17 protein-coding genes and 1 pseudogene are annotated in these 22033 nt (G+C 43.0%); 5 read left to right on the forward strand and 13 right to left on the reverse strand.

Annotated features, from left to right (window positions below; all coding sequences use genetic code 11):
* Positions 1 to 189: hypothetical protein (locus tag F6K38_RS20365; RefSeq protein ID WP_287357262.1), on the reverse strand; the 189-nt coding region annotated here is incomplete at its 3' end.
* A gap of 308 nt (positions 190 to 497) precedes the next feature.
* Between F6K38_RS20365 and F6K38_RS20370 the strand changes: the two genes are divergently transcribed.
* The 4 genes from F6K38_RS20370 to F6K38_RS20385 all read left to right on the forward strand — a co-directional run bounded on the left by F6K38_RS20370 (position 498) and on the right by F6K38_RS20385 (position 10069).
* Complete coding sequence (locus F6K38_RS20370) at positions 498 to 5765, forward strand: AAA family ATPase (protein WP_287357264.1); 5268 nt, start codon at positions 498 to 500, stop codon at positions 5763 to 5765.
* Positions 5766 to 5865: 100 nt separating this feature from the next.
* A complete protein-coding gene (locus F6K38_RS20375) occupies positions 5866 to 6969 on the forward strand; it encodes a hybrid sensor histidine kinase/response regulator (RefSeq protein ID WP_287252844.1) in 1104 nt (367 codons plus the stop codon).
* Between the two features lie 591 nt (positions 6970 to 7560).
* Positions 7561 to 8028, forward strand: a complete 468-nt coding sequence (locus F6K38_RS20380) for a universal stress protein (RefSeq protein ID WP_008179165.1) — start codon at positions 7561 to 7563, stop codon at positions 8026 to 8028.
* A gap of 247 nt (positions 8029 to 8275) precedes the next feature.
* Positions 8276 to 10069 carry a sodium:solute symporter family transporter gene (locus tag F6K38_RS20385; protein ID WP_008179163.1) on the forward strand — a complete coding sequence of 598 codons (1794 nt, stop codon included), beginning with the start codon at positions 8276 to 8278 and terminating at the stop codon, positions 10067 to 10069.
* Positions 10070 to 10186: 117 nt separating this feature from the next.
* Here the strand turns inward: F6K38_RS20385 and F6K38_RS20390 are convergent.
* From F6K38_RS20390 to F6K38_RS20435, 10 genes and pseudogenes are all read right to left on the reverse strand, one after another.
* A pseudogene (locus F6K38_RS20390) lies at positions 10187 to 10561 on the reverse strand (peptidase M48); the annotation flags it as partial.
* 105 nt (positions 10562 to 10666) lie between these two features.
* Positions 10667 to 11863, reverse strand: a complete 1197-nt coding sequence (locus F6K38_RS20395; protein ID WP_008179160.1) for an RNA-guided endonuclease InsQ/TnpB family protein — start codon at positions 11861 to 11863, stop codon at positions 10667 to 10669.
* 49 nt (positions 11864 to 11912) lie between these two features.
* Positions 11913 to 12560: a hypothetical protein gene (locus F6K38_RS20400; protein WP_008179158.1), complete on the reverse strand. Its 648-nt coding sequence runs from the start codon at positions 12558 to 12560 to the stop codon at positions 11913 to 11915.
* Between the two features lie 549 nt (positions 12561 to 13109).
* Positions 13110 to 13457 carry a cupin domain-containing protein gene (locus F6K38_RS20405; protein ID WP_008179156.1) on the reverse strand — a complete coding sequence of 116 codons (348 nt, stop codon included), beginning with the start codon at positions 13455 to 13457 and terminating at the stop codon, positions 13110 to 13112.
* 8 nt (positions 13458 to 13465) lie between these two features.
* Positions 13466 to 14452 carry an endonuclease/exonuclease/phosphatase family protein gene (locus F6K38_RS20410; RefSeq protein ID WP_008179155.1) on the reverse strand — a complete coding sequence of 329 codons (987 nt, stop codon included), beginning with the start codon at positions 14450 to 14452 and terminating at the stop codon, positions 13466 to 13468.
* Positions 14453 to 14680: 228 nt separating this feature from the next.
* Entirely contained in the window at positions 14681 to 16192 is a 1512-nt protein-coding gene (locus F6K38_RS20415; RefSeq protein ID WP_008179151.1) for a GUN4 domain-containing protein, read from the reverse strand.
* Between the two features lie 279 nt (positions 16193 to 16471).
* Complete coding sequence (locus F6K38_RS20420; RefSeq protein ID WP_008179149.1) at positions 16472 to 17365, reverse strand: phosphodiester glycosidase family protein; 894 nt, start codon at positions 17363 to 17365, stop codon at positions 16472 to 16474.
* Positions 17366 to 17465: 100 nt separating this feature from the next.
* A complete protein-coding gene (locus F6K38_RS20425) occupies positions 17466 to 17948 on the reverse strand; it encodes a VOC family protein (RefSeq protein ID WP_287357266.1) in 483 nt (160 codons plus the stop codon).
* A complete protein-coding gene (locus F6K38_RS20430; RefSeq protein ID WP_154659662.1) occupies positions 17908 to 18069 on the reverse strand; it encodes a hypothetical protein in 162 nt (53 codons plus the stop codon). Before F6K38_RS20430 ends, F6K38_RS20425 begins: the two co-directional genes overlap by 41 nt.
* A gap of 29 nt (positions 18070 to 18098) precedes the next feature.
* Entirely contained in the window at positions 18099 to 18917 is an 819-nt protein-coding gene (locus F6K38_RS20435; RefSeq protein WP_287357267.1) for a uroporphyrinogen-III synthase, read from the reverse strand.
* A 468-nt stretch (positions 18918 to 19385) separates the two neighbouring features.
* On the opposite strand from F6K38_RS20435, the gene F6K38_RS20440 reads away from it, so the two are divergent.
* Positions 19386 to 20966, forward strand: coding sequence for an ArnT family glycosyltransferase (locus tag F6K38_RS20440; protein ID WP_287357269.1), 1581 nt, complete (start codon positions 19386 to 19388; stop codon positions 20964 to 20966).
* A gap of 89 nt (positions 20967 to 21055) precedes the next feature.
* Here the strand turns inward: F6K38_RS20440 and F6K38_RS20445 are convergent, their stop codons facing one another.
* Both F6K38_RS20445 and F6K38_RS20450 read right to left on the reverse strand, forming a co-directional pair.
* Positions 21056 to 21343: a hypothetical protein gene (locus F6K38_RS20445; RefSeq protein ID WP_287357270.1), complete on the reverse strand. Its 288-nt coding sequence runs from the start codon at positions 21341 to 21343 to the stop codon at positions 21056 to 21058.
* On the reverse strand, positions 21301 to 22033 hold a 733-nt coding region (locus tag F6K38_RS20450), incomplete at its 5' end, for an NAD(P)H-binding protein (protein ID WP_502709585.1). The genes F6K38_RS20450 and F6K38_RS20445, both read right to left, overlap by 43 nt.

Consider the following 22033-nt stretch of genomic DNA (forward strand, 5'->3'; position numbering starts at 1 on the left):
CGGGAATTCTAGAGATGTAATCCCTAAAATAGGCTGTAGGAAACTATGCTGTATGGAAATTCTCAATTGAATGCAAGACAACTGACCTAAAGGTCGGGTAAAAGCAGAATGGGCAAAGGAAAAAGGGACAATAGCACTCCACCCTTCTCCCTTGACCGTTGAATTTTTCCTGACTAGGGCGGTAAGCATTCAGCGGTCAGCGGTCAGCGGTCAGCTAATCAACGGTCGGTAGTAAACAAGCTGGGGGTGCTGGTACGGCTGCTTGAAAATCTCTGCTGGTTTTACTGATCCGACCCAGTCCAGTTAAAGATTAATCTTCGGGTGGGCAGTGCCTACCAACGCCCTTTGCAAGGTTCATTATCTGTCTGGTGCACTGCCCACCCGACATCAACTACAGGAACTACTTGAGCCAAATCAGAAGCGCCATCACCAAGATTAAACAAGATTAAATCAGTATAGCTATCACAATTACTATATCTAAAAACTTCAAGGGAGAGATGATGTTACAATTCCCAAACTATCAAATTAAACTTCTAGAAGAACTAGAAGCTGGTGTTAGTACAGTTGTTTATCGCGGCTATCACCAGCAACAGCAAAGACCAGTTATTATTAAACTTATCAAATCGGACTATCCCTCCCTTAAAGAGATTAGCAGCTTACGACAAGAATATACAATCTCCCAAGCTATTGATTGTGAAGGCATTGTCAAATGCTACGGTCTGGAAAACGATAATAATGGATTGGCGTTGATATTTGAAGATTTTGGTGGTCAATCCCTCAAGCACTTTATCAACTCTCACACCATGACTATCAAGGACTTTCTGCGGATAGCTATTTCTCTAGTAGAAACCTTGGATGAGCTGCACAAAGTCCCGATTATTCATAAAGATATTAACCCCTCTAATATCATCATCAATCCGGAAACAGGACAAGTTAAAATCACTGACTTGGGCATTGCCTCGCGCCTGTCTCTAGAGAATCCCACCACTAGCAATCCTAATTGGCTGGAAGGGACTCTTGCCTATATTTCACCGGAGCAAACCGGGAGGATGAACCGCTCCATTGACTACCGCAGCGACTTCTATTCCTTAGGTGCCACCTTTTACGAAATGCTAACGGATCGGGTACCCTTTATCACCACCGATCCCATGGAATTGATTCACCATCATCTGGCTCAATATCCTGTCCCTCCTCATCAGCTTAATCCAGAAATTAGTGAAGTAGTTTCATTGATTGTGATGAAACTCCTAAGGAAAAATGCTGAAGACCGATACCAAAGTGCTGCTGGACTAAAGGTTGACCTAGAAACCTGTCTATCCCAACTACAAACCACCGGAAAAATTGAAACCTTCACTCCCGGGACCTATGACATCGGGAGCCGACTGCTCATCCCTCAAAAACTCTATGGTCGGGAAGGGGAAGTAGCCACCCTGATGGAGGCCTTTGAACGAGTCAGTGTTGGAGCCACTGAGTTGATGCTGGTATCCGGTTACTCAGGGATTGGTAAAACCTCAGTGGTCAATGAAGTTCATAAACCAATTGTCAAAGCGCGAGGGTATTTTATTAGTGGTAAATTTGACCAGTTTAAGCGGAATAGTCCTTACGCTGCCCTGCTGGAGGCATTTAGGGGATTAATTCGGCAACTGTTGACAGAACCGGCTCAAACACTAGGGATTTGGAAACAGAATTTATTACATGCTCTGGGTGCCAATGGCAAGGTCATTATTGATGTCATTCCCGAAGTGGAACTGATTATCGGTGAACAGCCGGAAGTGCCCCAACTCGGAGCATCGGAATCCCAAAACCGATTTTTACGGGTGTTTCAACAATTCATCGGTGTCTTTGCCCAACCCCAACATCCCCTGGTGCTCTTCCTTGATGATTTACAGTGGGCAGATTTAGCTTCATTAACGTTGCTCCAGACCTTAATGACGAACTGCGATCGCAACTATTTGTTAATCATTGGAGCTTATCGAGATAACGAAGTCAGTCCGACCCATCCCTTGATTCAAACCATTGAGAAAATTCAAGAAACTGACTCGGTCATAGATCAGATCAAGATTGAGCCGTTACAGAAACAATACGTTCAGCAATTAGTAGCCGATACTCTCAATGACACCCAAGGGGAAAACCAGACCAAACCCCTAGCAGAGCTATTATTCCATAAAACCCAAGGTAATCCCTTCTTCTTGACCCAACTGCTCAAAACCCTCTACTCAGAAAACTTGCTGAGTTATGACGTCACCAGTGGCAGCTGGCAGTGGGATATTGATCAAATTCAAGCCATTGGCATCACTGATTATAACGTGGTGGAACTGATTGCCAGAAGTATTGGCAAGCTACAAGAAACCACCCAGCAGGTTTTAAAATTAGCAGCTTGTCTGGGCAATCAGTTTAATTTAGAGATGCTAGCCATTGTCAATGAAGACTCAACCATTATCACTGCTACTCAGCTCTGGGAGGCACTACAGATCGGTTTGATTCTGCCGTTGAGTGATAGTTACAAAATTCCTCTGCTATTTGAACAGGAGGAATCCGCAGATTTTGGCCTCAGTGATGTCAAGGTTAACTACAAATTTTTACATGACCGGGTGCAGCAAGCCGCCTACTCTCTGATTCCGGAATCCGACCAACAAGCAACCCACCTAAAAATTGGCAAATTGTTGCTGAACCATACCACTCCAGAGGCACGGGAAGAGAATATCTTTGCCTTGGTTAACCAACTCAATTTTGGCACGGACTTACTCACCGCTCAGTGGGAAAAAGATGAGCTAGCTCAACTCAATCTGATCGCGGGTCAGAAAGCCAAGGCCGCAGCCGCTTATGCCAGCGCTCTCAAGTATCTGAATGTAGGTCTAGGACTCCTACCAGCAGATACCTGGACTGACAACTATGACTTCACCCTTGCTTTGTATCTAGAAGTGGTGGAAGCGGAATACCTCAACAGCAATTTTGACCAATCAAACCTCTTGGCTAGAGTGGCTCTGGAACAAGCCAAAACCCAATTAGATCAAGTCAAGGTGTATGAACTAAAAATCCACGGTTATATTGCTCAAAACCAAATGCAAGTCGCCCTGGATACGGGGCTACAGGTTCTAGACATGCTCGGGATTCCACTGGAGCAAGACCCCCCCAAAGACCTGATTAGTGAGGATTTGGCTGACCTACCAGAAATGACTGACCTGACTAAACTAGCAGCCATGGGGATCTTAAAGTCTGTAGGAACCCCTGCTTTTGTTGCTAATCCGGCATTGTATCCACTGCTGATCTTTACACAAATCAATCTATGTATCAACCATGGGAATTCACATCTGTCTACGAACACCTATATTTCTTACGCCATGATCTTGTGTGGATTTATGGGAGATATCGATGGTGGCTATACATTTGGTCAACTGTCTTTGATGCTGTTAGAGCAATTGGATGCTGAGGAGTTCAAATCAATAGTATTAGATCTTTTTAATGGTCATATCAGACACTGGAAAGAGCATCTGAAGGAAACCCTAAACCCCTTACTAGAGGCGTTTAACAGCGGTCTTGAAACCGGAGAGCTAACCTATTCCGGTTTTGCTGCCCTCAACTACTGTACCAACCTATTGTTTGTGGGAGATGATCTCGACCTTGCTGCTCAGAAGTATGGGCAGTATCTGGAGTGGCTGCAAAAAAGGAAGCTAGACTATCATGTTATTTATGGTCAAATCGGCAAACAATTAACCTTAAATTTACTCGGTAAATCTGACGATCCCTGTCAGTTAATTGGGGAAGACTTTAATGAATTAGAAATGCTTCCCATTTTAAGAGAACAGAATAATGGAACGTCTCTGTTTTATCTATATCTTGCCAAATCGATTCTGTTTTATTGGTTTAAACAACCCGAGCAAGCTATTGCTCAGGCCAGGGCAGCAGAGCAATACGCACAATCTGTCGCTGGCTTGATTCTTGTTGCTGAGCACAATTTCTACTATTCTCTAGCGCTTTTGGCTCACTATCCCCATGTCGAGCCACAGCAGCAAGGTGAATACCTGACCCAAGTAGCAGCTAATCAGGAAACCCTGAAAACCTGGGCATACCATGCTCCATCAAACTTCAAACATAAATACGAGCTAGTGGAGGCAGAGAAAGCACGAGTTTTAGGGCAACACTGGCAAGCCATGGAACGTTATGACCAAGGGATTGAAGGAGCAGCGGACCAGGACTATATCCAGGAAGAAGCACTAGCCAATGAACTAGCAGCAGAGTTTTATCTCTCTTGTGGCAAACGAAAGATCGCCCAGGCTTACTTGACTGATGCCTACTATGGATACAGTCGCTGGGGAGCTCTGGCAAAAGTGAGAGACTTAGAATCAAGATACCCCCAACTCCTTAGCAAAATTACCGCCCAACCAACAACGAAAGTTCCACTAGATTCCATAACCAACTCAACGATAGCAGTAAGTTTAAACGCCCTGGATTTATCTGACGTGATCAAGGCATCTCAAGCCATTTCAGAAGAAATAGTTTTCGAGAATTTACTGGACAAATTGATGCAGATTCTCCTGACTAATGCTGGAGCGAAAAAGGGGTTTATCATTTTGTCAAAAGACGATAAATTGATTATAGAAGCGGCAGGAACAGTGGTTAATAATGGAGTAACATTCCGGGAGTCAATCCCAGTTACCATTACTCAGCATTTGCCCATATCCGTGATTAATTATGTGGCTATCAATAAAGAAAATTTACTTTTAAATAATCTTGTTAATAACTCTACTTTTGCTGATGATATATACATCATAAATAATCAGCCCAAGTCAGCTGTGTGTTTGCCACTTCTCCGGAAAAACAATCTGATTGGTATGGTGTACTTAGAAAATAATATGGTTTCTGGAAATTTTACCAATGAACACCTAGAAGTGTTAAGCCTTCTGTGTAATCAAGCGGCAATTTCTTTGGAAAATGCTACGCTTTACCAGACTTTGCACGAAGTTCAAGTTAGGGAGCGACTGGAAAAACAGATTCGCAAATCTCTGGAAAGAGAAAAGGAACTCACTGAACTCAAATCTCGATTTATCTCTATGACTTCCCACGAGTTCCGCACCCCCCTAACCACTATTATGGGGGTTACTGAAATCTTCAAATATTACAGCCAGAATTGGACTGATGAGAAAAAACAAAACTATCTAGATCGGATTCAAGTCAATGTCAAACATATGCTCCACATGTTGGATGACGTGTTGGTAGTCAATAAAGCTAATGCTGGAAAACTAAAATTTAACCCTGCACCATTAAATTTACTTGAATTCTGTCGTGATTTAGTCGAAGATATCGAACTAGGTATTGACACCCAACAAAGCATTGTTTTTTCTATTCAATGTGAATGCCCAGAGGTTAATTTTGATGAAAAACTGCTCAGACACATCTTGATAAATTTGCTCTCAAATGCCACTAAATATTCCCCCAATGACAGCACCATAAACTTTGACTTGATTTGTCAGCAAGAAGAGGTTATATTCAAGATTAAAGACCAGGGTATTGGTATCCCAGAAGAAGACCAAAAGCAACTGTTTGAGTCATTTCATCGATGCAATAATGTGGGTAATATTCCAGGAACTGGACTTGGACTTGCAATTGTAAAACAGTCTGTGGAAGTACACGGTGGTGAAATTACGGTAAATAGCCAAGTTGGTATTGGGACAACCTTTACTGTCACCATTCCACTGTACTCCCCTGCAGTACCAGAGCAAGTACAAAGACCGAGAGCTGTTTGCCAGTTGGCAGTTGGCAGTTGATCCTAATAGTAATTAGGATTATGCCTAGAACAAAGGATTAATTTTACTTAGTCTTTAAAAGCGTTTATCAATGTTAAGTTGTTTAAGGATAAAATGATCTATGTCGCAGATTTTAGTTATTGAAGACGAGGAAGATATCCGTAGCATTGTTGTTGAAATACTTCGGGCAGAAAATTTCGATGTTATTCAAGCAGAAAATGGTGAAATAGGTGTGGAATTGGCGAAAAAAGAAAGTCCTGATTTGATTATTTGCGATATTAAAATGCCGAAACTGGATGGTTATGGTGTAATGATTCAGTTACAAGAAATTCCATCCACCCAGACAATTACCTTGATTTTTATTACGGCTAAATCTACAAAATCTGATCTGCGTATGGGGATGGAACTGGGCGCAGATGATTATCTGACCAAGCCATTTACTAGAGATGAATTATTAGGAGCAGTCACAACCCGCATAGCCAAGCAGATGGCTTTTGAGCAAGAATCTCAGAAACAGGTCGATGAATTGCGAGATTGCATTACTCATGCACTACCTCATGAGTTGCGTACTCCTCTCAATGGTATTTTGAATCTTGCCCAATTCCTCATAGAAGACTATGATACTATAGATCGTGATGAAGCTATGGACATGCTTCAGCAAATTTGTGTCTCTGGGGAACGTTTATATCGGCTCACCCATAATTTTTTACTCTATGCAGAACTAGCGCGAATCGAGCAACAACCTAAGCAAGCCAGGAAGCTGATTAATTATGGAGAGCAAAGTTTTACTAGAACAATTATCCAAGACCTTGCTATGCAAAAATTTAAGAAGGTAAACCGGAAAGACGATTTGCACTTAGAACTGCAAGAAGCAGTTGTAAAAATTTCCCAATCAAAATTCACTAAAATTGTTGAAGAAATCATTGATAATGCCTTGAAGTTTTCCGACCTTGGTAAGCCGATTCAGATTCAGAGTTATTTTCAGGATAATCACTTGAATCTTTTGGTGATCGATCAGGGACGAGGCATGACACCAACTCAAATTGCTAAACTCGGAGCCTATATGCAATTTGATCGTAAACTATACGAACAACAAGGCTCTGGATTAGGGTTGATTATTGCCAAACTGCTAACTGAATTACACGGTGGAGAATTAAACATAAGCAGTTTCCCAGTAAAACAAACAATTGTCCATATTATGCTTCCAGGAAAATTATCAATTTAAGGATTGATTGTTGATTGTTGATTGTTGATTACTAAAGTTTTTTTTAAACTTTAATTGCTCAGGGTTCATCTATAATATCACGTATCCTCTAAGAGGTTGTCTGAAAAGTCTCATTTGCTACATCCAAGCCCCCTAAATCCCCCAATTTTGGGGGACTTCTACCAGCAAATTGATTCTTGTTCCCCCCAGAATTGGGGGGCTAGGGGGGCAAAATTCAGTATCAAAAAACTTTTCAGATATCCTCTAAGCATATGCGCTACTTGAGGTGCAGTCAGCTATCAGCTATAGCAAAGGGAACAGGGAATAGGGAATAGGGAATAGGGAGTAGGGAGTAGGGAGTAGGGAATATGGCATCAAAAATTCTCACACACAATTGATTGAGGTACTCTATAGTAACTGCTTGTGCAGCATGAAGCTATGGCGTTAGCTGACTGCTGATAGCTGATAGCACCTCAAGTAGCACCATCTGTAGCGCATTAGCTGAATGCTTACGTGTTAGTTTTTTGGTCAAAAGTCCGTTGTCATTTGTTATTGGTATCGAGTGTCCATAGCCTCAACACCTGCAGAAGACTCTTGTGTTATACAATACCAATGCGCTTCGGACTTGATATCATGCAAAACTTTCTTGTCGCCATTGATTTTTCCGAGATCACACCAGTAGTGATTGCCCAAGCCGAGTCTTTAGCAGCGGCAACCAAGAGCAAATTATGGCTAATCCACATTGCTGAACCTGAGCCTGATTTTGTTGGCTATCAAACTGGACCTCAGACCGAGCGAGATTATATAGCTCACAAGTTTCGCAAGGAGCATCGCCAGCTACAAAAGTGGGCAGAAAATTCACGCCAAAAAGGTATTGATGCGGCAGCCTTGCTGATCCAAGGACCAATAGTTGAGACAATTTTGGCACAAGCACAGAAATTAGCAGTCGATTTAATTGTGGTCGGTTCTCATGGACACAGCGGTCTCTACAAAGCTTTAGTGGGCAGCATCAGCGAGGGAATTTTACAGAAAGCTGATTGTCCAGTGATGGTGATTCCTGGACGCCTAAAAACGGTCTAGTAGCGATTCAGCAAGGGCACAGAGAGTTTTCCCCATGAGCTTGTAGGGTGGGCAAAAACAGTTTGGTTTTTTTGAGTATTCTAGATTATATTACTTTGCCCACCCTACTGTAATTGGTATTTATTTGACACTCAAGCTTGTCGGGTGGGCAAAAACAGTTTGTTTTTTTTGAGTATTCTAGATAATATTACTTTGCCCACCCTACTGTAATTAGGTTTTTTTTAATTAATCCTTCATAATAAAATTCATGCATCCAGTTGATTACATCATTGTTACTATTTACCTGATTTGCATAGTTGTTTTTGGGGTTATTCTTCAACGGAAAGCATCTGAGGGTATAGAATCCTACTTTTTGGGAAATCGCAATCTGCCCTGGTGGGTTTTGGGGGCTTCTGGAATGGCGTCCAATACTGACTTGGCTGGCACGATGGTGATCAGCGCCTTAATTTATGCTCTGGGAACGAAGGGATTTTTGATCGAGATCCGGGGTGGCGTTGTCTTAATTATGGCTATTTTTATGATATTCATGGGCAAGTGGAACCGACGGGCAAATGTAATGACTTTGGCGGAATGGATGCACTTGCGCTTCGGCTCAGGAAGGGAAGGCAATACGGCTCGGATCATAAGTGCTGTTGCTAATATTATCTTTGCGATTGGCTCAATGAGTTACTTTTCGGTTGGGGGGGGCAAATTCTTGGGGGAATTTCTGGGTATTGATGACCGCTATGCTTCGATATTTTTGATTTTGCTCGCCCTGGTATACACGGCTGTTAGCGGTTTTTACGGCGTGGTATGGACGGATGTATTTCAAGGTATTTTGATTTTTATTGCGATTATCTATATTTGTGCGATCGCATTCTCTACGGCAACTATCCCGGATACCTTCTCGGTCTCGATTCCTGGGGCTGAGCAATTACAAACCTGGAATTTCACGGAGTGGAGCAGCATCTCGCCCCCAATCACAGTTGATCTACCGGGAGACTATGCCATATTCAATTTGTTCGGTGGCGTAATTTTATTCTATCTGTTCAAAGAAATTATGGTAGGGTTTGGCGGCGGGGGTGGCTATATGATCCAACGCTATTTTGCCGCTAAAAGCGATCGCGAAGCCGGGTTACTGTCCCTATTTTGGATAATCTTGCTTTCTTTTCGTTGGCCCTTGGTTACAGCCTTTGCAGTATTGGGTATCCATTACGGAACCACTAAAGCGGTAATTGCTGACCCTGAACTTATCTTACCAACGGTGATCGCAGAATATGTGCCAGTGGGGATAAAAGGGTTGCTGATCGCTTGTTTTATTGCAGCAGCTATGTCTACCTTTGACTCCATCATCAATGCTAGTGCTGCTTACTGGGTTAAGGATATTTATCAAGCTTATATCAATCCCCAAGCCTCTAGCCAACAACTGATTGTTCAAAGCCGCTGGGCATCAATTGTAATTGTAGTGGTGGGATTGCTATTTAGTTTCAATATCACCAATATCAATGATATTTGGGGATGGCTAACCCTGGGACTAGGTGCTGGACTGTCTATTCCTCTGGTGTTGAGATGGTACTGGTGGCGCTTTAATGGATATGGATTTGCCCTTGGGACAGTGGCGGGGATGGTAGCAGCTATTTTAACCAAGGCAATAGTAATACCCAACTTAAATTACGCTCAATTTCAGGAATATGCGCTGTTTCTCATTCCCAGCATTTGCTCATTACTAGGATGTATCCTAGGGACATTTTTAACTGAGCCAACTGACCGGGAGGTGATGGATAATTTCTATCGAGTGACTCGACCGTTTGGGTTTTGGGGAGTAATCCGTCAAAACCTCCCAGCTAATAGTCAGGCAAAAATCAGGAACGAGAATCGGCGGGATATTCTATCGACATTGATCGGGATTCCTTGGCAGATAGTCTTGTTTTTAATGGGAATCATGTTGATGATGAAACGTTGGGATAATTTTGGAATCCTGTTATTTTTATTTATTATCCTATCTATTTGTTTGTACTTTAATTGGTTTAGACACCTATCAAAAGAGGTGAGACTAGATTAAGTTTTAAAGTATAACAAAGGGAATAGGGAATAGGGAATAGGGAACAGTAGCAAAGACCGCGCTAGATCGCGCTAATCGCTGCACCGCTCCCGACTCCCGAAACAACCGGAGATGATATCAAAGGACAAAGAAAAGTCCAAAACCCAAAATAATTGCTCCAACTGCAACAGTCAATGACCAGAAACGATGGTAGCTGTTGACAGTGGTGTTATTGTTTTCCAAGTGGATCAAGTCTAGCCAAGGGGCAATTCCTCTGCGGAACCAGCCAACTACATTAACTTGGGAGCCAATTAAGTTCTGCACCTTACTGCTACCAAAGAGGAAGTTACCGATTGGACCAAAGCGAGAAGCATAGCGCGTATAAATCATCCCACTGCGGTCTTGAAGCTTGAGATCGGAACCAAATTTATAGCCAGCATCGCCGCGACCAATTAACTCACCTTGGAGTTTCACTGGACGACCACGCAAAGGACTGGCGTAGGGGTCACACAGTGAACTACCCCAACTTACTCCGTTGTTCGCGAAGCGTGGCCTACGGCCAAGTTGGGGCTTCCAGCTTCACGGAAGAATGCCGAAGGTGCGCTTTCCGTCGGCGAATTAAATTCGCCACGGGTCGCACCTCAACCTGGGCGGACGTCCGCGTCTTGGTCTTACTTCTTCTCCCCTGGCGTTGACCTCCCCCGTCCCAGAGGAGGATAGCACTCTGATTCCTTCTGCTCTAATGTTCTTTGCCGCATTACCATCTCTATCGTGGTGAGTTCCACAACTTGGACAAGTCCAAGCTCTTACATCAAGCAGCAACTCCTTGATTTGGTAATGACAATTAGAGCAGGTTTTAGAGCTGGGGAACCACCGGTTTATCTCAACCAATACCTTTCCTTCTTTTTCACACTTATAAGACAAGAAGTTTACAAAAGTTCCCCAACCCAGATCAGATATTGCTTTAGCTAATTTGTGGTTACGAACCATGCCCTTGACATTCAGGTTTTCGACTACCACCACTTGGTTGTTGTCAACTATTTTTCTAGACAACTTGTGCAGGTAGTCTTGGCGGACATTTCCAATCTGTTCGTATACCTTAGCTACAATCTTTCTAGCCTTCCTACGTCCATTACTACCCTTCTTCTTTCGGGCAGCAATACGCTGCTTTTTGGCTAATTTTCGTTCGTATTTGGCTAAGTGTCTTGGATTGGCAAATTTAGAGGTCTTTTCGCCATCATAGGTAATAGCAAAATCCTTGATACCTAAATCAATCCCAATAACCTTTCCGTCTGTGGAAGGTTTTACATTGTCTGAGTCGTACTCCATCAGCACAGAAGCGTAGTATTTCCCAGATGGAGTTTTGCTAACTGTAACAGTCTTGATTTCTCCGTCTAGTGGTCGGTGGATTATTGCCTTGACAATTCCTAGTTTTCCAGGAAATTTAAGACAGTCACCTACGCGGCATACACGCTGTGGGTATTGAATTGATTGGCGATGATGATATGATTTAAATCTAGGATATTTGGCTCTCCCCTCAAAAAAGTGATATGCACGGCTAAGATTTAGACTCACAGATTGCAATACTTGAGAGTAGCAATCTTTTAGCCATTCAGTTTCTTTATCTTTTTTGAGTTTTGGTAGTATAGAATTGAGGGCAGCGCGAGACAATCCAAAGCCTGTTTCTTTGTAGGTTTCTATACACTGATTCAGTGCATAATTCCACCACCAGCGAGCACAACCAAAGTGCTGAGCAAGTATATGAATTTGCTCCTGTGTGGGGTAAATTCTGACCTTGACTGCCTGATGTCTCACTGCTTTTACCTTGTTTATCGACCTTATGTACCATTATATATATTTTGTGTTACATTGTCAACCCATTGCTAAATACTCTTGTTCCCATAGCGTGGCCTACGGCAAGGGGTCTATCCATCCCCATCCCTATGCACGGATGGGGATGGATAGACCCCTCTTGCCTCCCAGATTTGTTAAAAATTAGGGTGATGGCAACTGAGATGATTAATCCAGTAACAGGATTGTTACTATTCAGGATTAGCAGCAAACTCAGAGATAAGACTAATACCATCCCAAATAGTAAAGAGATGGTAACACCAGAGGCAAGGGCAAGATTACTGGCAATGCCTTTCATGGCTAACCTGATTCCAGTTTGCGCCACTCTTCCGGCTTTGTGACGGGATTTTGACATGGCTTTCGCTGTTGTTTTTGTTAGGGTTGTTTTTGTTGACTTTGAAGTGAGGGTGGCCAGACATTTTTTTGCCCAATTGCTGACCTGGGAATTTGGGTGATTTTCTAACTTCCGACAGAGGGCGATCGCTTTTTTGTTCTCACCATTGCCGCTATAGGCTTTCACCAGAGCTGCTTGGGCTTGACTATACTCTTGAGAATGGTGATCGCGAGAATGTTGGCAATAGTGGCAATAGTCTTCTAGCCATTGCACCGCCTCTGCATAACGTTTTTGTTGGAGAGCATTTAATCCATTTTCTAGTGACATCGGCGTCTTATGATCATCTCCTAGTTCACTCGGGTCCTACACTTCTATGAACTGTCTATGAACTGTCATTGAAGGTAGTCTGGTCTTGGTTGGGCTTATATAAACTATTCCCATCTAGGGAGAGAGTTTCCTGATTTAGAGTGATTTCGGAAATATAAATTTACTAGAGTTAAGGGAAAATGAGACGACAATAAATAGCGATCGCATTTCCCCATCACAACAGTAACCTCTAGTAAGTAATCAGGGCTAGCTAATCAAGTTATGAAACGTTTTACAAAACTTAATACTTTAGGATCATACTTGAAGGGCGATTACTCTATAGCGTTTCTGATACCTGATCTATTTGAGAAATGCTATAAGCGGGTTTAGAGTCCAGTTTTGGGCGTTGCTGAATCTTCGAATGAATAGGAGTAGAGTGGGCATCCTGCCCGCCCGAAGATTGTAACGGGCAAGATGCCCGTTCCACGCCTGATGCCCATTCCACAAAAGTCTTGAAATCATTCCATTATTAAGCAACGCCCAGTTTTGCGTAAGTCCTGAAAATTTTGCCTACGTCTGCTGCTGTTGCAAATTGCCATGAACGGCTAGCCAAATGCAGGGTGGCTCAGCACTGGTATATTCAACTCGATGCTTTTGATGAGCTTTAATAAATAGATAATCCCCTGCTTTGAGCTTGACACTGGAACCGTCAAGGTAGGCAAGGGTTGCTTGCCCTTGTAAGAGGATTACCCATTCGTCTTGGTCTTGGTCATACCACTCTCCGGTTGGTGTAGTTTGTCCAGTGGAGATGATGCGCTCGATTAATACGCTCTGGCTAGATATCAACGGTTCAAACAGTTCTTCGGTAGGAAGTTCAGGAGGTAAGTTGAAAATGTTAGCTATCTCTTCAGTGTTCATACATCACCTTATGAATCAAGTTCGATGGAGACAACGACCTGTCCGTGATCAGATTGCCAAGTCTCAATTTTCTCTTCACTCAAAGTTTCGTCGATCAGATGATCATTGAAAAGGGAGACATACCCAACTCTGCCAATGCGTTTGGGATTTTGAACCACGAATTCCTGACTAACCAGGATGTGATCTAGGCTCTCGTGGTGGCCATTATGGATGTGGGTGTAGTAGAAGTCACCATAGTTTTGTCGAGCTTGAATGTCTTTGACGTAATACAACAACACATCCCAGATGATCTGCTTTTGCTGAAACCAGAGTTTTCTCAAAGGAGGCTCTCCAGAAACGATTTGAGAGGTTATAGCCAGACCACTATCATTGACATCACCCATAACTATTACCGGATGATCCCTGTGCTGAAGCTTATCCATCAAAATTACCCGCAAAGCTGTTGCTTCAGCTGCTCGGAGGATTAGAGATCTCGCTTGTCCTTTGGCTTGTTCAATTGGGTCGTTGCGGTCTACTCCATCTGGGATGATCGGACGCTTGGACTTGAGGTGAATTACAAAAACTGTACAATCAATCGTGTCACTCAGCTTGAGATGTGCTTCCAACACTGGTCGAGAAAAACGCTTGAGTGGGATGTCTGTTCCTTGGATATCCAGGCATGCCGTAGTGGGAAAATCTTTGATGACGTTGTATTCAAGCACTGGAAACCTGGAGGTCAGGGCAACAACTGGACTTTTACCCGTAGGGTTTGCGAACACAGTGGTGGCATTGTCATAAACTTGGCTCTGAGCCAGTGCTTGTTGGAGAGCTTCTTTATGAAATACCTCTTGAAAGCCAACAATGTCAGCTTTCATCTTCTTCAGTTGTTCAGCGATCCAGGTGGTCTTAAGAGCGTACTCTGTTTGGGTATATATCTTTTTTCTATAGTATAGGACATCTGGTAGCACTAAGTTGCATAGGTTAAAGGTTCCAACTTTGAAACGGTTTCGATTCATGATTCTTATTTGTGCTGAGAATTATTTCTCCAGCTTGGCATTTCCTCAACCTAAGCGTTCAGCTGTCAGCTATCAGCTAATAGGTCCGATGCGTCGAAGCCTGTGCCACACTGTCTTGATGCAAAGCGCGAGTGGGGGAAACCCCCAAGACCAGGCTGCACCTCAAGTAGCGTGCCCATAAGCTGATACGCGACACGCTGACGGCTGATAGCTGAATACTTACAAACGCTATAACCAACACTCCTCAAGGTGAGAGAATAAATTAACCCTCATCCTCCAAATCGATAATACTCCCAAATTCATGCCATCACGACCAACCAGAGTTGGCAGGTGACCCACTGGAGCCCAGATTACGGAAAATGTAAGGTCTTCATAATTTTTCCATCGTCTTCTGAGGTGCAATCCTTTGCGCTGTCGCCATCCCACACTATGACCAAATTGTTGATAAAGCTGAGTTTGATACGCTAATATGTTAGGGAAATAATTACTGCGGGAAATACTGTTTGGGTTGTAATAGGAACTCAAAACATACACGCTTCGGTTGAATTCTAGTTTATCAACGTTATTCTCGTCACTATCAAGTTTTCCCCCAAGCTTCTGCCAAATTTCTTTTTGCAAACTGAAGCCGAATTGCCCACTGCTATACTTTAGCCAAAGCTGCTCAATGGTGTGTAGATCGGTGCAGGGAAAATTCTTGATTGACTCAGGATCGAGATTGTTGTCTTCTTCTCGATCAACTGCTTTAACCATTAGAGCAAAGGTTTCCTGATCGGCTTCTTTCCATTTACCGGCTTTGAGTAAATCTCGCAAGTTAGAGTAGTCTATGCCTTGATCAGAAATGAGTTGGTCAGGTTGGTGTAGGTCAACAGTTATCCCCAACTCTTTGTGTTTTTTATTTAATGTATATTGAACAATTTCAGGAATCTTACCATACCGTTCATAGTTTTCCACAATTTTGCGATACTTGGCTTCGATTTTGCGATACTCACTATCGGGATCATCCTTGGGGTCTTTATTCATTAAAATAGTCAGTAAAATATCCAACCCTTTATTATCGAGAAACAGAGCTGGCTCGATCTGGGGCTTAATAGTCTGGACTTTTTCGGTGGCATAGTTATGTAATTCACGAACATAGATTAAGCCAGCCCCATCTCGGTCTGCTGCACCAGTTTCAATGCCTTCGACTAAGTACTGGGTGTAAAGGGAACAATGAGGTGCTTCCTGTTCAAAAGAGGTTTGTGTAGTTGTGGAGGAGGTGAGAACTGCTCGCCCTGGAGCACTGAGTTCTTCCTTGAGATTGACACTCACAGGTTCTGTCAGCGAACCATCAGCGGAAGCACTATAGTAATCACACTCAAGAATTACTATTTGTTGCTGAGCATCACTACGACTAAATTGCTGGTGTAAAAAAGAAGCGGGTAATGCAGTACCTTCAAGGTTATCTTTAGTCGTGATGCTAGTTGTTAAATACAGTTTACCATCCTGATTAATAATTCCTTGGCCAGAGAAAAAAACTAGGGCTAAGTCATTGACACCACATTGGTCAACTAGGTTCTGAATTGCCTCTTTTAGGTTGACCATATTGGGATTGAGCAGCAAGTCTACCCGATTAAAATCCCCTAGGGTTTTCTCTTGTAAAACTCGCTGCATTGCTTGCACATCATGGGAGGCAGCTTGATGGGTAGTTAAACCTTCTGCATACTGATCAACCGCGATCAGCAGTGCTACTTTCTTAGCCATTTACTTTTTCACTAATGCCATCTATTATCTTCTTATAGCATTTCTAAAATAGGTGAGGTACACAAGTTTTGGATTTTAGGGAATAGGGAATAGGGAATCGGGAATCGGGAATAGGAAAACGGGAATAGGTCAAAAATCCTGTGTACCTCATAAAGAGGAGAACTGCTATATAATAATTAAGGACTGATTAGATTTTCAGATCGTTCCGACTCCCTCGGTGCGCTTACAGTCGTCGAATTAAATTCGCCACGGGTCGCACCGCTCCCGACTCCCTACTAGTCACGGGTCTTGGTTAACCATTAGAATCGATTTAATTTTTCGTTTGATTCGATTTCCGTTTTTGTCCACTCTCCCATAAATGGTTTTGCCGTTATAATAAAGAGCGGAGGAGCTTCCTCCATCTAGATTCATGGCTTTTTCCACCCCAGCAGTTTTCAGGAAGGTAGCTAGGGCCCTGAACGACATACCGGAATTTCTGGGAGCTTCTGGTTTTTGAGCGACCATGACTAACAAAATGCTGCCATCAGGAGTAATACCGACTGCACTTCTAGCATTGAGTCGGCTGCTCCCTAGGGCATCTCGTATGACTTTGCCATTTTCTACAGCTACAAAACCTTCGGTGACTGATGTAATTTGTGGAACCAGCAACGGACCACTGCCTAGGGCATCTAATAATTGACAACCGGGGGGGGTCGGTTCACTGTGTAGGGTAATATCATAGCGGACTGTTGACCCACAACGGTATCGCCGAAATTCTGATCGATTGAGAATTTTATCCATGTAGGGCTGTAAGTTGGGATTTTGGATTAGCCCCTGGTTGTCACGGGGATCTGCTACTAGTTGCCCTTGCTTGATTACGATTGAGGTGGTCTTCTGATTTTTTGGGTCAAAAAAACCGCCGTTGATGGCAGCTACAGCTTGGTGCTTTTGGGCTAAATCTTCTAAGGTGATTAACTGTTCCGATATGGCTGGAGTAACGGAAAATCCACTTTCAGCTGGAATTAATAAGGTATGAACCACACTAAAGTCTAGAGGATGGGATTGGTATTTGATCTGTTTCTGGGGTGGCGAAACATCTGAAGAGAGGGCATCGGGTGGCTGGTGATTCCGGATAGATAACCACCCAATGGCTAAACCAATGGCAATCAAGCTCAGCCCAAGGATTTTTCTCACGTTCTTTTAGAAGCAATAACTATAGCAAAGGGAACAGCGGATCTGGGAGTCGGGAATAGCGATGCAGAGGTGCGACTCCCTATTCCCTTCGCTAAATTACTCAACCAGATGTCACATCATAAAGCATAATCCGATGACCGTCGTAATCGCAGAATGCTTGCTCAGTGAAATTGAGGTTTGGTGGTCTAGTAAAGTAATTGGGCTCAATGGTTTCAAGGCCGAGTTCACGGATTTTCTCAATGGTTAGGGTCAGGTCTTTTACTCTGACCACCAGGGCTAAACGATAGGGAGTGGTAGGGGTGGGTAATTCAATTCCCTTGACTTCGGTCAGGGCTAGGGCTCTAGGTTCGTCTTCTGTACTGAGTGATGCAAATTTGAGCTGAGCACTTTTGGGAAACTGAAACACTTGGTAGAGGTAAGAGTCTGGGGATGCTTCAGCCAGATAGTCGAGCCTAAATCCTAGGATATCTTGGTAAATGGTGAATGCTCGTTCGAGATCAGCAACTACCAAGCAGGGGCGCTTGATGTGAAGCCCATCTAGATTAGGGGTATTGGGGTTGACTGAGGGCTGATTGGTTTCCATTCACCCACCTAAATTTCCCTTCGCTAATTATATAGCAAAGGGAATCGGGAATCGGGAATCGGGAATCGGGAATCGGGAATCGGGAGTAAGAAGTACGGAATATGGCATCAAAAATTATCACAATTTATTTAGGATTACGATAGCTGAAAGTTAGCTATTAAAAAAGTTTGCGATCGCATTCGCAAATCCCTCAAAGGAGCGGTAATTTTTAGATACAATAGAGACAGTTAACCCCAATTTTTCAGTATTAGCAGCGGTATAGGGACCAAAGCAAGCAATTACACAATGGTTATAATCCTGGGGGGAGTTTACCATTGTCAAAAAAGCGGTCACTTCTGCGGTGCTACTAAAAGCAATAACATCTATCTTGCCTTGACGAATCAGATTCAATTCTACATCATAGATAGTTTTATCCAAAATTCGGGTTTGATAGGTCAATACTGGACTGACTTTTATGCCCAATTCCTGTAAACCGGAAATAAAATTGGGAATGACATTAGGTTCTGGTATCCCGACCACCTTTGGAATAGGAACTAATATAGTTTTCTGATCAATAGTTGGATAGTTAGACAATTCAGTAACCATTCCGGTTGGGCTAGCTTCAGCCGGAACTAAATCAGCTGTTAGTCCAAAATCTGACAATCGTTCGGCATCTTTTCCAATGGCAGATAGTTGGCAATTTTTCAGCACAGATTTAGAAATACCCAAGGATGCCATGCGGGCAAAAAAAGCGTCTATTCCGTTGCGACTAGTAAAGGCAATCCAATCAAATTTATGAAGTTGCCTCAGAGCAGCATCTAATTCAGGATAATTTTCTAACAGACAGGTTTCAATAGTTGGCATCACTATGGTAAGTCCACCCTGGTTAATGATTTGTTGAGATAACCGAGACCCATAGGTTCTTGGTGCTGTTACAATGATTCTTTTGCCATAGAGAGGGAGTTGATTTGATGGAGATAGAGGATGCATATTTGGATTGTAAATCTATATCAAGATAGGGAACAGGGAACAGGGAACAGGGAACAGTAGTCAAGAGATCCAAGAAGTTTTTACTGTTATGCTAAACTAGCATTATTTTTTTTAATACCAAAAATTATTCTTTACTTAATTAAATCTTGCTTCTTGCCTCTTGCCTGTTGCCTTTCCCTAACAGATTCTGTTCACAACTCCAATGGAAATGCTATATAACCATCCTAGGGCGAAACTATTAAAAACATTAATTAATATAGCGTTTTCCATACTTATAAGGTACATTCAATTTTGTTACCCCGTCTTGATGCAGTCGCTCATGGGGGAAACCCCCAAGACCGCGCTGCATCCCTACTCCCTACTCCCGACTCCTTCGGTGCCCTTGACCCGTAATTAAATCCGCCACGGGTTGCACCGCTCCCTACTACCTGTTCCCAGATCAGCTGTTCCCTGTTCCCTTTGCTATAGATGAATAAATTAGCACTTACCTTAAAAAATCCCTCTCTCACTGATATCAAGTGGATCCTAATCCTTTTCCTGGCTGCCCTTTTCCTTTGGGGTATTTTTCTGGGAAATGTACCCCTACGGGACTGGGATGAAGGCACTAGAGCCCTGATCGCTAGAGAAATCTATCGCACGGGTAACTGGCTCCATCCTACTCTGTGGGGAGAACCTTATCTACTGAAACCCCCTTTGATGGATTGGCTGATTGCTTTAAGCTATAAAGTAGGGGGTGTCCAAGAATTCACTACTCGTTTGCCTGGTGCTTTTTTGTCAGCGTGTGGAGTACCACTGCTCTATTTAGTAGCACGAGAACTATTCCTTCAACGTCTCAGTGCCATATTTGCCGCTAGCGTCTACTTAACCCTGTTGCCAGTTGTGCGCCACGGACGTTTGGCAATGCTGGATGGCATGATCAATACTTGGTTTTTGCTGTTGCTATTTTGCTTACTTAAAGCTTGTCAGGCTCAGTCTTATTGGGCAATTGGGATCGGAGTTTGTTTAGGACTAATTACTTTCACAAAAGGTCTATTAGTTGTGCCTCTAGGGGCAATTGCTTTGGTCTTTATTCTGGCCAATAAAACCTTAGGGTTGTTGAAAAGTCGCTATTTTTGGTTGGGCATAGTCCTAGGTTACGCACCGGTTTTGGTTTGGTATATTGCCCAATGGCAGCATTATGGAGCAACCTTTTGGCAAGTTCATTTTCTCTCTCAAGGATTTGCTCGCATCTCTGAAAAGGTGGAAGGGAATCAAGGATCAGCGTGGTATTATCTTTTGGAGTTAATTAAGTATACTTTCCCTTGGCTATTGTTTTGGCTAGGAGGATTCTATCTAGCTTGGCGAAAACCCCTCACGAGTTGGGGGAGTTTAATTTTAATTGGGACTATCGGCTATTTGACAATTATTTCTATGATGGCCACTAAGCTACCCTGGTATATTATGCCTGTGTATCCCTTTTTTGCTATAGCTGTTGCCGCTAAACTCACTGTATTTTGGCAACATTGGAGTCGTTATCCTAAGATTTTAACAATTATTTTAGGATTTATTGGAGTAGCTGCTTTAGGGGGATGTATTTATTTTATCTTGGCAGATCCCCAACCGGTTTTAATCCTTATGGGTATGGTGGTAAGCCTAACCATGACCCTAGCGGCTTGGACAATTAAACAGCATAACCGCAATTTTATCCCAATTTTATTGATAGGGATGTATATAACTTTGGTATTATTAATGAGTTCTCACTCTTGGCTCTGGGAGTTAAATGAAGCATTTCCAGTTAAGCCAGTGGCGGCTTTGATTCAGGAAAATACGGCTCCAGGGGATATTATCTATACGTCTTTTTCCTATCAGCGTCCTAGTTTAGATTTTTATAGCGATCGCAAAGTGATTCCCCAAGATGAAAATACTTTAAAACAGTTGTGTTCAACTCAATCTTACCTGCTCTTGGACAATTCTACGTTAGACGATTTGCAATTACCTAACCAAGTCTCTTTAGGCACTGCTGAAGGGTTTACGTTAGCTAGAGGGTTGGGAGTAGGGAGTGGGGAGTAGGGAATCGGGAGGTAAGCATTCAGCTATCAGCATTCAGCTTTCAGCTATCAGCATTCAGCTTTCAGCTTTCAGCTATCAGCATTCAGCTATCAGCCATTGGCCGTAGGCCAGGCGTTGCTGAATCTTCTTTTGAATAGGAGTAGAGTGGGCATCCTGCCCGCCCGAAAATATATTGAAACTGGCAAGATGCCAGTTCCACCAAGATGCCCATTCCACAAAAGTCTTGAAATCATTCCATTATTAAGCAACGCCGTAGGGCAAGCTACACCGAACAGCTTTTGAATAAAATAAGCTGACCGCTGACCGCTGACCGCTGACCGCTGACCGCTGATAGCTAAATGCTTAAGTACTCCAGAGTAGAAAATAGCCCTGGCCAATCAATTACTGATGGTCTCGCTCCCCTATTTATCAGCTCAAAAACTTTTCCAACTGTAACAGAGTTAGCAATGGATTCTACACAAGCTGATGCGACATCAATCCGGCTAGTTTGACCTGATAAAGTATCCCCGGTACCTAAGACTAACCCTAATTTTCCTGCTGTTGTCGCTTTCAACAGAGTGTTTAAATCATAGGAGGTAAACGGACCGTCGATCAATCGTCCTGGGCGAATAATAGTATAAGGTAATCCTGAATTGATGATAATTTCTTCAGCTTTTTGTTTGGCATCGAGTACACCAAAGGAATTAAGAATACTATAGGGTGGTTTATCTTTCCGTAGCACACCACAAGAGGATACAAAGACAAACCGCTTGAGGTCTTTAGGAGCTGCTGCTACCAGGTTGGTGACTCCTATAACATCAACTTGCTCAGGACTATTTTTGGCTTTAGTACGACTGTAGCTAGGGTTGAGATAGATCTTGAGCCACTCGATCATACTTGGGAATCCTTTCGCCTGATTCATTGTGTCGAAATCCCACTTTTTAGAAGGGAAAGCAGTAGTTCCAGTACAACAAATGATATGAGTAACATTTTGGATGGCAGGGGGGAGGCTAGGGCGTGTTTTCAAACTCGGAGATCCCCCTAAATCCCCCTTAAAAAAGGGGGACTTTGAGAATGGCTCCCCCCTT

Origin of the sequence: Moorena sp. SIO3B2, assembly GCF_010692525.1 — a bacterium.
Classification (GTDB): Bacteria; Cyanobacteriota; Cyanobacteriia; order Cyanobacteriales; family Coleofasciculaceae; genus Moorena; species Moorena producens.